A 13,527-nucleotide genomic window follows, 5' to 3' on the forward strand; every position below is an offset into this window, starting at 1 on the left:
ACGCTCTCGTGACAGAACCTGTTCGTATCGACGTCCGGACGGCGAACCCGTACCCCGTGATCATCGGTCGCGGTCTGCTCACCGACCTGGTGGAGCAGCTCGCGGGCACGCGCACCGTCGCGATCTTCCATCAGCCTCCGCTCGCCGAGACCGCCGAGGCCGTCCGAGCAGCACTGGCGGACAACGGGATCGACGCACACCGCATCGAGATCCCCGATGCCGAGGACGGCAAGGAACTGGCCGTCGCCGGCTTCTGTTGGGAGGTGCTCGGCCGCATCGGTCTGACGCGGAGCGACGCCGTGGTCAGCCTGGGCGGCGGCGCGGCCACCGATCTCGCCGGCTTCGTCGCGGCCACCTGGATGCGCGGCGTCCGCATCGTGCACGTGCCCACCACGCTGCTCGCCATGGTCGACGCGGCCGTGGGAGGCAAGACCGGCATCAACACCGACGCCGGGAAGAACCTCGTCGGTGCCTTCCACGAGCCTGCGGCCGTCCTGGTGGACCTGGCGACCCTCGAGACGGTGCCGCACAACGAAATCGTGGCCGGGCTCGCCGAGGTGATCAAGACCGGATTCATCGCCGACCCGGTCATTCTCGACCTCATCGAGGCGGATCCCGCTGCCGCGCTGGACCCGACGGGCGAGGTGTTGCCCGAGCTGATCCGGCGCTCCATCGAGGTGAAGGCTCGGGTCGTCGCGGCCGATCTCCGGGAGTCCGATCTTCGCGAGATCCTGAACTACGGCCACACCCTGGGACACGCGATCGAGCGCCGCGAGAAGTACAAGTGGCGCCACGGCGCCGCGGTCTCCGTCGGTCTGGTGTTCGCCGCCGAGCTCGGACGCCTCGCGGGGCGACTGTCGGACGATGTCGCCGACCGGCACCGCAGCATCCTGCAGGCGGTGGGACTGCCCGTCAGCTACGACGCGGACGCGTTCGCCCATCTGCTGTCGGGCATGCAGACGGACAAGAAGAACCGAAACGGGCTGCTGCGCTTTGTCGTGCTGGACGGACTGGCCAAGCCGGGCCGCCTCGAAGGACCGGATCCGGCGCTCCTGGCCGCCGCGTACTCCGCAGTGGCGCGTGAGGAGCCGACGACGGGGTCGTCGATCTTCCTCTGACGACGGGGTCGGTCAGGAGGAGCGGTCGCCCTTCGCGAGGTTCGGGCGCCGATCGGAGTCCCGGACCGGCGCGAAGACCTCGGTGTCGGCGTCCGACTCGCCCCGTGCGGGTGCTCCGGAGGTGACGCGGTCGCGCTCGGTCGCGTCCTCCTTCTTGCCCGGCCGCAGGTCCTCCTGCTTGTCGTCGCCGCGTCCGGCCAGCCAGCGGCCCACCGTGACGGCGATGACCGTGGGGATGAAGACGAGCAGAATCGTGAACGCCGCGCCGGAGGTGACCTCGAAGAAGAGGGAGTTGCTGCTCACCGCGAGGTTCGCCACCGCCGAGAACACCCAGCAGACGAGCCCGGCGAGAACACCGGCCACGACCGACGCCTTCAGCCACAGCATCGTGAAATCGGTCCGGCCCTCACCGTGGTCGCCGCGGCGGTGCGCGTTGATCCCGTCGATTCCGCCCCACACGACGGCCACGAGAACGACGGCGGCCAGCGTGATCATGCGCAACACGGACCCTTGCGCGGGCCAGGCGGAGACCGCCAGCGCGAGCAGCACTCGTGCCACCACATGAACCAGCGCCATCCCCACACCGCGAACCACCCACCCAGTCATGCTGCACACAGTAATCACCCCGGTCGGCCACGTGTGCTTCTGCCCACATATCCGGGTGCGGTGTCGTCGGGCGGACCGGTGTCGCCGGCCGTCGGTGACGGCGGCGGTAGGTTCGAGAGATGCCGTCCTCCGACCGCGCCGCACGGCGCGACGCCCTCCGAGAGCTCGTCCGCGACCGGGAGGCCGACGCGCTCCTGGTGACCGATCTGCTCAACGTCCGCTACCTCACGGGGTTCACCGGTTCCAATGCCGCGCTGCTGCTGAGTGCGCACGACTCCGCCTCCGACGAGTCCGGCACCGTGGTGTGCACCGACGGTCGGTACGTGACGCAGGTGGCCGAGCAGGTGCCCGACCTCGCGGCGGTGATCGACCGCGCGGGCCCTGTTCGCCTGCTGCAGGACGCCGGCGGTGCGCGGGGCGGGCAGACCGTCGGATTCGAATCGCACGTCGTGTCCGTCGACGAGCATCAGGCATGGTCCAACGCCGCGTCCTCGCTCTCGCTCCAGCGCATGCCGCGACTGGTGGAGAAACTGCGGATGATCAAGGACGAGAGCGAGATCGACGCGCTGCGACGCGCCTGCGGTGTCGCCGACGCCGCGCTGGCCGCGTTGATCGAGCGGGGCGGCATCAGCGCCGGCCGGACCGAGAAGCAGGTCGCGATCGATCTGGAGTTCCTCATGCTCGAGCTGGGAGCGCACGCCATCTCGTTCGAGACCATCGTGGCCGCGGGCGCACACTCGGCGGTGCCGCACCACCGCCCCACCGGTGCGGTGCTCGAGCAGGGTGACCTGGTGAAGCTGGACTTCGGCGCGGAGGTGGACGGGTACCACTCCGACATGACGCGTACCTACGTGCTGGGCACCCCCGCGGACTGGCAGCGCGAGCTGTACGCCCTCGTCGAACAGTCACAGGCCGCCGGACGCGCCGCCGTCCTCCCCGGCGCCGACGTGCAAGCGGTGGACGGAGCGGCTCGCTCGGTCATCGTGGACGCGGGGCACGGGGACAAGTTCCTGCACGGACTCGGCCACGGCGTGGGACTCGAGATCCACGAAGCGCCGGGAATCGGTGCCACCGGCACCGGTACACTGCTCTGCGGTGCTGCGGTGACAGTCGAGCCCGGCGTGTACTTCTCCGGTCGCGGAGGCGTACGGATCGAGGACACGCTCATCGTTCGAGAGAACGAGCCGGAACTGCTGACGCTCACCAGCAAAGAGTTCACCGTTCTGTAGGCGAGGGCCTGCCGACCAGTGCTTGTCAGGCCCGGAGGCCGTGCGCGGCGTCCGGGTACCGAGAGACCGAGACGACAGTCGACGAGGAGACGCGAAGCAAGTGGCTTCCACCAGTGATTTCAAGAACGGACTCGTTCTCAACATCGAGAACCAGTTGTGGTCCATCATCGAGTTCCAGCACGTCAAGCCTGGTAAGGGACCGGCCTTCGTGCGCACCAAGCTCAAGAACGTCACGTCGGGCAAGGTCGTCGACAAGACCTTCAACGCGGGCGTCAAGGTCGAGACCGCGACGGTCGACCGACGCGACATGACGTACCTCTACCACGACGGTTCGGACTACGTCTTCATGGACGGCGACACCTTCGACCAGATCTCCGTCGCCGAGGCGACCATCGGCGAGGTCTCGCGCTTCCTGCTCGAGAACATGAAGGTCCAGGTGGCGATGCACGAGGGGCTGCCGCTGTACGTCGAGTTGCCGGTCACGGTCGAGCTGATCGTCCAGCACACCGATCCGGGTCTGCAGGGCGACCGCTCCACCGGTGGCACCAAGCCGGCGACCCTCGAGACGGGTGCCGAGATCAACGTGCCGCTCTTCATCAACACCGGCGACAAGCTCAAGGTGGACTCCCGCGACGGCAACTACCTCGGGCGCGTGAATTCCTGAGTGAGCGAGCCTTCCAAGAACCCTGCCGCACCGGGCAAGCCGGCGGCGAAGAAGCTCGGAGCACGGCACAAGGCGCGTAAGCGCGCCGTCGACTTCCTCTTCGAGGCCGAGGCTCGGGATCTCGATCCCGTGGTGCTCGCGACCGAGCGCGGCGAGCTGTCCGCTCACGAGGAGACGGTGGCGCCGGTCAACGCGTACACCACGACTCTCGTGACCGGAGTGGCCGAGAACCTCGACCGCGTCGACTCGGTCATCGGGGATCACCTGCACCAGTGGACTCTCGATCGTCTCCCCGCCGTCGACCGCGCGATCCTGCGCGTCGCGGTGTGGGAACTGCTGAACGCGGTCGACGTCCCGCCGGTGGTGGCCGTCGACGAGGCGGTCGAGCTGGCCAAGCAACTCTCCACCGACGACTCGCCGTCCTTCGTCAATGGGGTGCTGGGCCAGATCGTGCTCGTCGCACCCCAGGTGCGCGCCGCCGCGGCGGCGCGTCCGGCGGCGCAGAGCCGGCCCGTGACGGAGAACACCGCCGACGACGCCGTACCGCCCGCCTCGAGCTGAGTTCGAGCCCGGCGTGGTTGGTATAGTCACCGCGTCAGACATCCTTTAACGATCCGTCCAGTGAGGCGGAGAAGGAGGTCACCTGTTCTCGTGTCCTCAGACGAGCCCGGTACCCCCGGTCCAGCAGGCCAGTCCCGCGAGCTGTTGTCGTCGGCGGACGTCGGCCGCACCATCGCCCGGATGGCCCACCAGATCATCGAGAAGACCGCGTTCGGCTCGGCCGACGCCGCTCCGCTGGTTCTCGTGGGTATCCCCACTCGCGGTTCCACTCTCGCCACGCGCCTCGCGGCGCGGATCGAGGAGTACTCCGGACTCCGCCCGCCGGTCGGCTCTCTCGACATCACGCTCTACCGCGACGATCTGCGCAGCAAGCCCCACCGCGCGCTCGAGCGCACCTCGATGCCCGACACCGGTGTGGACGGCGCCCTCGTCGTGATCGTCGACGACGTGCTGTTCTCCGGCCGATCGGTGCGCGCCGCGCTCGACGCTCTCCGCGATCTCGGGCGTCCGCGGGCCGTGCAGCTCGCGGTGCTCATCGACCGCGGCCACCGCGAACTCCCGCTCCGCGCGGACTACGTGGGCAAGAACGTGCCGACCGCGCGCACCGAGGACGTCTCGGTGCTGCTCGACGAGCACGACGGTCGAGACGGGGTGGCGCTCTCGTGAGTGCCCGGCACCTGCTGTCGACGATGGACCTGAGCCGCGACGACGCCACCGACATCCTGGACGAGGCGGAGCGCTTCGAGCAGGCGCTGCTCGGCCGTGACGTGCGCAAACTCCCCACCCTGCGCGGCAAGACGGTCATGACCGTCTTCTACGAGAACTCGACGCGCACCCGGGTGTCGTTCGAGGTCGCGGGCAAGTGGATGAGCGCGGACGTCGTCAACGTCAGCGCGAGCAGCTCCTCCGCGTCGAAGGGCGAGTCGCTGCGCGACACCGCCCTCACGCTGCGAGCGGCCGGCGCGGACGCCCTGATCGTGCGGCACCCCGCGTCCGGCGCGGCGCACCGCATCGCCCAGTGGACGGCCCTGTCCGACGGCTCGGGTCCGGCCGTGATCAACGCCGGGGACGGCACGCACGAGCATCCCACCCAGGCGCTGCTCGACGCGCTGACGCTGCGCCAGCGTCTCGGCGGAATCGAGGGCCGCCGCATCGCCATCGTCGGTGACGTCCTGCACAGCCGCGTCGCCCGGTCCAACGCGTTCCTGCTGGCCACGCTCGGTGCCGAGGTGGTGGTCGTCGCGCCGCGCACTCTGCTGCCGGTCGGCATCGAGACCTGGCCCGTCACCGTGGCACCGTCGCTCGACTCCGAGCTGCCGGCGCTCGACGCCGTCATGATGCTGCGCGTCCAGGCCGAACGCATGAACGGTGGCTTCTTCCCGTCGGCACGGGAGTACTCCATCGGATACGGGTTGTCGCAGAAGCGGTTCGATCTGCTTCCCGACCACGCGGTGGTGCTGCACCCCGGTCCGATGCTCCGCGGCATGGAGATCGGCTTCTCGGTCGCCGACGCACCCGAGACCGCCGTCCTGCAACAAGTCCAGAATGGAGTGCACGTGCGTATGGCAGTGCTGTTCCGCCTGCTCATCGGGTCCGAGCCGACCACGGGACTCGCGCGATGAGCGGGACCGTGGTGCTGCGCTCGGTGCGCCCCTACGGCGAGGGTGATCCCGTGGACGTGGTGGTGTCGGGCGGCGTCATCGACGCGATCGGCGCGGACGTCACCGTTCCCGAGGGTGCCGAGATCGTGGACGGTGCCGGTGGCGTTCTGTTGCCCGGCTTCGTCGATCTGCACACTCATGTCCGGGAGCCGGGCCGCGAGGACACCGAGACTATCGAGACCGGTTCCGCCGCAGCAGCTCTCGGCGGATACACCGCCGTCTTCGCGATGGCGAACACCTCTCCGGTCGCGGACTCCGTGGTGGTCACCGACCACGTGTGGCGTCGCGGCCAGGAAATCGGGCTGGTCGACGTCCACCCCGTCGGCGCCGTCACCGTGGGCCTGCAGGGCAAGGCCCTGGCGGAGATGGCCACCATGAACGCCGGTGTCGGTGCGGTCCGGATGTTCTCGGACGACGGTCACTGCGTCGCAGACCCACTGCTGATGCGCCGTGCCCTCGAGTACGCGGCCGGCCTGGGAGTGCTCATCGCCCAGCACGCCGAGGAGCCGCGGCTCACCGAAGGTGCCGTCGCCCACGAGGGTCCGACCGCGGCGCGCTTGGGTCTCACCGGATGGCCCCGGTCCGCGGAGGAGTCCATCGTCGCCCGCGACGCGATCCTCGCGCGGGACGCGCGCAGCCGCGTCCACATCTGCCACGCCTCCACCGCCGGCACCGTGGAGCTCCTCGACTGGGCGAAGAAGCAGGGCATCGCCATCACGGCCGAGGTGACACCGCACCATCTGTTCCTGGACGACTCGCGTCTCGAGACCTACGACGCCGTGAACAAGGTGAACCCGCCGCTGCGGGAGGCCTCCGACGTCCAGGCACTCCGCGCGGCGTTGGCCTCGGGTGTCGTGGACTGCGTGGCCACCGATCACGCGCCACACGCCGAGCAGGACAAGTGCTGCGAGTTCTCGCAGGCCCGGCCCGGCATGCTCGGTCTCGAGACCGCCCTGTCGGTGATCGTCACGACCATGGTGGAGACCGGTCTGCTCGACTGGCGCGGCGTCGCACGGGTCATGAGCGAGCGACCGGCGGAGATCGTCGGGCTCACCGACCAGGGTCGGCCCATCGCGGTCGGAGAGCCCGCCAACCTGACGATCGTCGACCCGGACGTCCGGTGGACCGTCGTCCCGAAGGATCTGGCCTCGCTGTCCGCCAACACCCCGTACGAGTCGCTCGAGCTGCCCGCGAAGGTCACCGCGACGCTGCTGCGCGGACGGATCACCAGCCGCGACGGAGTCGCGGCCGCGCCATCGGGAGGGATGAACTAGATGGACAGAGTGCTGTTGGTGGTCGGCTTCCTCGTGTTCTGGGTCGCCATGATCGGCCTGATCATCTGGGGCTGGAAGAACCGTCAGAAGCGTCAGGCCGACGCGATCGGAACCCTCCCGGCCGTGCCGGAGCAGCTCGGCGCCGTCGTCACCCCCGGCCTGCACAGGTCTGTACGTGGGATCGACGTTGGCCCCGAGCTGGCAGAACCGGATCGCCGTGGGCGACATGGGCCATCGCGCCACCGGAACGCTGACGCGCTACGAGACGGGCATCCTGCTCGAGCGCACGGGGGAGTCCGACATCTGGATGCCCGCCGACTCGCTCCGCGCCGTGCGGACCGAGCGTGGCCTCGCCGGCAAGGTCATGACCAGGGACGGCCTGCTGGTCGTCCGCTGGGAACTGCCCACCGGCACCGAGATCGACACCGGCTTCCGAGCCGACGACAAGACGGTCTACCCGCAGTGGGTGGACGACACGAGCAGTGACGAGAAGGAGACCGCGTGAGCACCCAGGACGCCGCGGCACTGGTCCTCGAGGACGGGCGCATCTTCCGTGGCACCGCGTTCGGAGCCCGGGGTTCGACCCTGGGCGAGGCGGTGTTCTGCACCGGCATGACCGGCTACCAGGAGACGCTGACCGATCCGAGCTACCACCGCCAGATCGTGGTGGCCACGGCCCCTCAGATCGGCAACACCGGCTGGAACGGTGAGGACAACGAGTCCGTCGGACGCACCGGCGACGCCGACGACTCCCGTATGTGGGTCGCCGGGTTCGCCGTCCGCGACCCCAGCCGCCGCAGCTCGAGCTGGCGCTCGACCGGCACCCTGGGCGAGGAGATGGCGCGGCAGGACGTTGTCGGCATCGCCGAGATCGACACCCGCGCGCTGGTGCGGCACCTGCGCACCCGCGGGTCGATGAAGGCCGGCATCTTCTCCGGCGAGGCCCTCACCGACGTCGACGCGCTGATCGAGACCGTGCGCAGCCAGCCGAGCATGGTGGGTGCGGACCTGGCGGGCGAGGTGAGCACGACCGAGGGTTACACGGTCGACCCCGAGGGCGAGCCCCGGTACTCGGTCGTCGCGGTCGACCTCGGCATCAAGTCGAACACGCCGCGCATGTTCGCGCAGCGGGGAATCCGGGTCCACGTGGTCCCGGCTAACGCCGACATCGACCAGGTGCGGGCACTCGGCGCGGACGGCGTGTTCCTGTCCAACGGACCGGGCGACCCGGCCACCGCGGACTCCGTGGTGCGGCTGACCGAGCAGGTGCTCGGCGACGGCACCCCGCTGTTCGGCATCTGCTTCGGCAACCAGATCCTCGGCCGCGCCCTCGGCCGCTCCACCTACAAGATGACCTTCGGTCACCGCGGCATGAACATCCCGGTGATCGAACACGGCACGGGCCGCATCTCCATCACGGCCCAGAACCACGGGTTCGCACTCGAGGGCGAGGCCGGCGAGGAGTTCGACACCCCGTTCGGCCGGGCGATCGTCAGCCACACGTGCGCGAACGACGGCACCGTCGAAGGTGTCCGCCTGCTCGACGACTCGGCGTTCTCGGTGCAGTACCACCCCGAGGCCGCGGCCGGTCCGCACGACGCCGAGTACCTCTTCGACCGTTTCCTGCAGCTCCTCGACAAGAAAGCCGGCCAGTAATGCCACGGCGCACAGACCTCCAGCACATCCTGGTCATCGGATCCGGACCGATCGTCATCGGTCAGGCCTGCGAGTTCGACTACTCCGGAACGCAGGCCTGCCGTGTGCTCCGCGAGGAGGGCCTGCGGGTCAGCCTCGTGAACTCGAACCCGGCGACGATCATGACGGACCCCGAGTTCGCGGACTCCACCTACGTCGAACCCATCACGGCGGAGTTCGTCGAGAAGGTCATCGCGAAGGAGAAGGCCGAGGGCCATCCCATCGATGCGGTGCTCGCCACCCTCGGCGGCCAGACGGCGCTCAACTGCGCGGTGGCGCTGCACGAGCAGGGGATCCTCGAGAAGTACGACGTCGAGCTCATCGGAGCCGACTTCGAGGCGATCCAGCGTGGTGAGGATCGCCAGAAGTTCAAGGACATCGTCGCGAAGGTCGGCGGCGAGAGTGCCCGGTCGCGTGTCTGTTACACGATGGCCGAGGTGCACGACACCGTTGCCGAACTCGGCCTGCCCGTCGTCATCCGGCCCAGCTTCACCATGGGCGGGCTCGGCTCCGGCATGGCGTACACGACCGAGGATCTCGAGCGTCTCGCCGGCGGCGGACTGGCCGCGTCGCCGTCCGCCAACGTGCTCATCGAGGAGTCCATCTACGGGTGGAAGGAGTACGAGCTCGAGCTGATGCGCGACAACCGCGACAACGTGGTGATCGTGTGTTCGATCGAGAACGTCGACCCGATGGGTGTGCACACGGGCGACTCCATGACGGTCGCTCCGGCGATGACGCTCACCGACCGCGAGTACCAGAAGATGCGCGATCTGGGCATCGCCATCCTCCGCGAGGTCGGCGTCGACACGGGCGGATGCAACATCCAGTTCGCGATCGATCCGAAGGACGGTCGTCTGATCGTCATCGAGATGAACCCGCGCGTCTCGCGGTCGAGTGCACTCGCCTCGAAGGCGACGGGATTCCCGATCGCCAAGATCGCGGCGAAGCTCGCGGTGGGGTACAGCCTCGACGAGATCGTCAACGACATCACGGGCGAGACACCGGCCTGTTTCGAGCCGACGTTGGACTACGTCGTCGTCAAGGCGCCGCGCTTCGCGTTCGAGAAGTTCCCGGGGGCCGACGCCACCCTCACGACGACGATGAAGTCGGTCGGCGAGGCGATGAGCCTGGGCCGCAACTTCACCGAGGCGCTCGGCAAGGTGCTGCGGTCGCTCGAGACCAAGGCCACCGGATTCTGGACCACGTCGGACGAGGTGCTGGCGGGGGACCGGGCGCACGATCTGCAGGCGGTGCTCGCCGACCTGAAGGTTCCCACCGAGGGACGCATCTACGACGCCGAGTTGGCGCTACGCCTCGGCGGCACCGTCGAGGAGGTCGCCGCCGCGTCCGGTATCGACCCGTGGTTCATCGACGAGATCGCCGGTCTGGTGGAACTGCGGACCCGGCTGCTCGACGCTCCCGTCCTCGACGAGAACCTGCTGCGTCGGGCCAAGCACTCGGGCCTGTCCGATCGGCAGATCGCGGCACTGCGTCCCGAGCTCGCGGGCGAGGACGGGGTGCGCTCGCTGCGCCACCGGCTGGGAGTGCGGCCCGTCTTCAAGACCGTCGACACGTGCGCCGCGGAGTTCGAGGCGAAGACGCCGTACCACTACTCCACGTACGAGCTCGATCCCGGCGCGGAGACCGAGGTGGCCCCGCAGACCACGCTCGGCAAGGTGCTCATCCTGGGCTCCGGTCCCAACCGCATCGGCCAGGGCATCGAGTTCGACTACTCGTGCGTGCACGCGGCCACGACGCTCTCGGCCGCCGGCTACGAGACCGTGATGGTGAACTGCAACCCCGAGACCGTCTCCACCGACTACGACACGGCGGATCGTCTGTACTTCGAGCCGCTCACGTTCGAGGACGTGCTCGAGGTGTACCTGGCGGAGAAGGAGTCGGGCGAGGGCGGACCCGGTGTCGTCGGTGTCCTCTGCCAGCTCGGTGGGCAGACGCCGCTCGGTCTCGCGCAGCGACTGCAGGACGCCGGTGTGCCGATCGTCGGCACGTCGCCCGAGGCGATCGACCTGGCGGAGGACCGCAAGGAGTTCGGTGAGGTGCTCGTCGCCGCCGGTCTGCCCGCGCCGAAGTTCGGCACGGCCACCACGTTCGACGGCGCGAAGCGCATCGCGAGCGAGATCGGCTACCCCGTGCTCGTGCGTCCGTCGTACGTGCTGGGCGGACGCGGCATGGAGATCGTCTACGACGAGGCGTCGCTGGACGACTACATCTCCCGCGCCACCGAGCTCACGCCGGAGCACCCCGTGCTGGTGGACCGGTTCCTCGAGGACGCGATCGAGATCGACGTCGACGCCCTGTGCGACGGCACCGAGGTCTACCTCGGCGGCGTCATGGAGCACATCGAGGAGGCCGGCATCCACTCCGGCGACTCCGCGTGCGCGCTGCCCCCGATCACGCTCGGCCGCACCGACATCGACGCGGTCCGCCGGTCGACGGAGGCGCTCGCGTTCGGGATCGGGGTCCGCGGGCTGCTCAACGTGCAGTACGCCCTCAAGGACGACGTGCTCTACGTGCTCGAGGCCAACCCTCGTGCGAGCCGCACGGTGCCCTTCGTCTCCAAGGCCACGGCGGTGCCGCTCGCGAAGGCCGCGGCCCGGATCGCTCTGGGCGCGACCATCGCGGAGTTGCGGGCGGACGGCGTGTTGCCGCCCACCGGTGACGGCGGGCACGCTGCCTTCGATGCACCGGTCGCGGTCAAGGAGGCCGTGCTGCCCTTCAACCGGTTCCGCAAGGCGGACGGCAGTGGCGTCGACACCCTCCTGAGCCCCGAGATGAAGTCGACCGGCGAGGTCATGGGAATCGACGCGGACTTCGGTACCGCGTTCGCGAAGAGCCAGACCGCCGCGTACGGCTCGCTGCCGACGACGGGGTCGATCTTCGTGTCCATCGCGAACCGCGACAAGCGGTCGATGGTGTTCCCGGTCAAGCGGCTCGCCGATCTGGGCTTCCGCATCCTCGCGACCGAGGGAACGGCGGAGATGCTGCGCCGCAACGGCATCAGCAGCGACGTGGTGCGCAAGCACTCCGACGTGCTCGAGGACGGTGAGCGGACCATCGTGGACCTGATCCGCGAGGGGGAGGTCGACATGGTGTTCAACACACCGTTCGGCAACTCCGGCCCGCGGGTCGACGGGTACGAGATCCGCAGCGCCGCGGTGGCGCGCAACATCCCGTGCATCACCACCGTGCAGGGTGCCGCGGCCGCGGTGCAGGGGATCGAGGCGAGCATCCGCGGCGACATCGGGGTGCAGTCGCTCCAGGATCTGCACAGCTCGCTGACGACGTACCTGCGAGCGGGCACCGGGCCGACGGCCACGACCGACCCGGTCACCCCTCGGTGACCGGTAGTCCGGAGGCCGGGGTGTGGCGCAGGAAGCTGACCGCGGCCGTCCGGTCGCGGGGACGCCTGTGTGTCGGCATCGATCCACACTCCGCGATCCTCGCGTCGTGGGGCCTCGACGACACCGTGGCGGGCCTCGACCGCTTCGCGCGGCTCTGCGTCGAGGCGTTCGCGTCGGACATCGGGGTGGTCAAGCCGCAGGTGGCGTTCTTCGAGCGCTTCGGGTCCGGTGGACTCGCCGTGCTCGAGCGGACCATCGCCGATCTGCGTGCGGCGGGCGTGCTCGTCGTCGCGGACGCGAAGCGTGGGGACATCGGGTCCACGTCGGAGGCGTACGCCCGGGCGTGGCTGGACCCGTCCTCACCACTCGCCTCGGACGCCGTGACGGTCTCGCCCTACCTCGGGGTGGGTGCGCTGACGCCGTTCGTCGAGCAGGCGACTGAGCACGGCTGCGGCCTGTTCGTGCTCGCACGCACGTCGAATCCCGAGGGCGCGGCGCTGCAACAGGCGGTCACCGCCACCGGTGCGAGCGTCGCGCAGGCCGTGGTCGACGAGGCCGCGGCGGTCAACACGCGGGCGAACGACGACGTCATGGGTCTCGTGGTGGGTGCGACACGCGGACACGGGCTCGATCTGCGGACGTTCTCGGGGCCGATCCTCGCGCCCGGACTCGGCGCCCAGGGTGCCACCGCGCTGGACCTGCCCTCCCTGTTCCAGGGTTCGTCAGAGTTGTTGCTGCCCAACTCTTCCCGCGACGTCCTGCGACACGGTCCGGACGTGGCCGCTCTACGGGGAGCGGCGATCGTCGCTCGCGACACCGTCGAGCACGCCCTCGCATAGACCACCATCGCGGCGACACGGCGGCGGGGGGCAAGTTCGCAATCGGCGCCCTGCCCGGGTACGGTCGCTATCGCCGCTGGTCAATCCGGTGGCAGTGACTGGATGTACCAGAACGGCCGGCTCGCGCACATCGCGTGACGCGAGTACGGAATGCACTTCTCGACAGAGATTCACCGATGAGACGGAGGAACCGTGGCCCTTCCCCAGTTGACCGATGAGCAGCGCGCTGCTGCCTTGGAGAAGGCGGCACAAGCTCGTCGTGTCCGGGCTGAGCTCAAGGAACGCCTCAAGCGCGGCGGAACCGACCTCAAGCAGGTCCTCAAGGACGCCGAAGAGGACGAGATCCTCGGCAAGATGAAGGTGTCCGCACTGCTCGAGGCTCTGCCCAAGGTCGGCAAGGTCAAGGCTCAGGAGATCATGACCGAGCTGGAGATCGCACCCACCCGCCGCCTGCGCGGACTGGGCGATCGTCAGCGCAAGGCGCTTCTCGCCAGGTTCGACTTCGAGGCCTGACA

The 13,527-nt window shown here is 69.2% G+C and carries 12 protein-coding genes and 1 pseudogene; 12 read left to right on the forward strand and 1 reads right to left on the reverse strand.

Translation table 11 applies throughout. The annotated features are described in order from the left end of the window. Positions 1 to 8: 8 nt before the first annotated feature. The gene (gene aroB, locus QE449_RS11415) at positions 9 to 1,118 is read left to right on the forward strand and encodes a 3-dehydroquinate synthase (protein ID WP_027505251.1); all 1,110 of its coding nucleotides are present in this window, start codon (positions 9 to 11) and stop codon (positions 1,116 to 1,118) included. A gap of 12 nt (positions 1,119 to 1,130) precedes the next feature. On the opposite strand, the gene QE449_RS11420 is transcribed toward aroB, so the two are convergent. Beyond that, positions 1,131 to 1,724: a B-4DMT family transporter gene (locus QE449_RS11420; RefSeq protein WP_222631037.1), complete on the reverse strand. Its 594-nt coding sequence runs from the start codon at positions 1,722 to 1,724 to the stop codon at positions 1,131 to 1,133. A 119-nt stretch (positions 1,725 to 1,843) separates the two neighbouring features. Here QE449_RS11420 and QE449_RS11425 point away from each other — a divergent pair, with 119 nt between their 5' ends. The 11 genes and pseudogenes from QE449_RS11425 (at position 1,844) to mihF (ending at position 13,525) form a co-directional block, all read left to right on the forward strand. Then, positions 1,844 to 2,953, forward strand: a complete 1,110-nt coding sequence (locus QE449_RS11425) for a Xaa-Pro peptidase family protein (protein WP_307108835.1) — start codon at positions 1,844 to 1,846, stop codon at positions 2,951 to 2,953. 100 nt (positions 2,954 to 3,053) lie between these two features. Then, positions 3,054 to 3,617: an elongation factor P gene (efp, locus tag QE449_RS11430; RefSeq protein WP_027505254.1), complete on the forward strand. Its 564-nt coding sequence runs from the start codon at positions 3,054 to 3,056 to the stop codon at positions 3,615 to 3,617. After that, entirely contained in the window at positions 3,618 to 4,178 is a 561-nt protein-coding gene (nusB, locus tag QE449_RS11435) for a transcription antitermination factor NusB (protein WP_051613217.1), read from the forward strand. 90 nt (positions 4,179 to 4,268) lie between these two features. Next, positions 4,269 to 4,844, forward strand: a complete 576-nt coding sequence (pyrR, locus tag QE449_RS11440) for a bifunctional pyr operon transcriptional regulator/uracil phosphoribosyltransferase PyrR (RefSeq protein ID WP_307108836.1) — start codon at positions 4,269 to 4,271, stop codon at positions 4,842 to 4,844. Further along, complete coding sequence (locus QE449_RS11445; RefSeq protein WP_307108837.1) at positions 4,841 to 5,800, forward strand: aspartate carbamoyltransferase catalytic subunit; 960 nt, start codon at positions 4,841 to 4,843, stop codon at positions 5,798 to 5,800. The genes pyrR and QE449_RS11445 overlap by 4 nt, the downstream gene beginning before the upstream one ends. Next, on the forward strand, positions 5,797 to 7,113 hold the full coding sequence (locus QE449_RS11450) for a dihydroorotase (RefSeq protein ID WP_307108838.1): 1,317 nt from the start codon (positions 5,797 to 5,799) through the stop codon (positions 7,111 to 7,113). The genes QE449_RS11445 and QE449_RS11450 overlap by 4 nt, the downstream gene beginning before the upstream one ends. Then, positions 7,114 to 7,618 (forward strand): annotated as a pseudogene (locus tag QE449_RS11455) (transporter). It begins immediately after the preceding gene. Continuing rightward, on the forward strand, positions 7,615 to 8,769 hold the full coding sequence (gene carA / locus QE449_RS11460; protein ID WP_027505259.1) for a glutamine-hydrolyzing carbamoyl-phosphate synthase small subunit: 1,155 nt from the start codon (positions 7,615 to 7,617) through the stop codon (positions 8,767 to 8,769). The pseudogene QE449_RS11455 and the gene carA overlap by 4 nt, the downstream one beginning before the upstream one ends. Then, a complete protein-coding gene (gene carB / locus QE449_RS11465; protein ID WP_051613218.1) occupies positions 8,769 to 12,173 on the forward strand; it encodes a carbamoyl-phosphate synthase large subunit in 3,405 nt (1,134 codons plus the stop codon). Before carA ends, carB begins: the two co-directional genes overlap by 1 nt. Beyond that, a complete protein-coding gene (gene pyrF / locus QE449_RS11470) occupies positions 12,170 to 13,012 on the forward strand; it encodes an orotidine-5'-phosphate decarboxylase (protein WP_285185005.1) in 843 nt (280 codons plus the stop codon). Before carB ends, pyrF begins: the two co-directional genes overlap by 4 nt. A gap of 192 nt (positions 13,013 to 13,204) precedes the next feature. Next, the gene (gene mihF, locus QE449_RS11475) at positions 13,205 to 13,525 is read left to right on the forward strand and encodes an integration host factor, actinobacterial type (RefSeq protein ID WP_027505261.1); all 321 of its coding nucleotides are present in this window, start codon (positions 13,205 to 13,207) and stop codon (positions 13,523 to 13,525) included. The last annotated feature ends 2 nt before the right edge of the window (positions 13,526 to 13,527 follow it).

The organism is Rhodococcus sp. SORGH_AS_0303, assembly GCF_030819335.1.
In the GTDB taxonomy this organism is placed as follows: Bacteria; Actinomycetota; Actinomycetes; order Mycobacteriales; family Mycobacteriaceae; genus Rhodococcoides.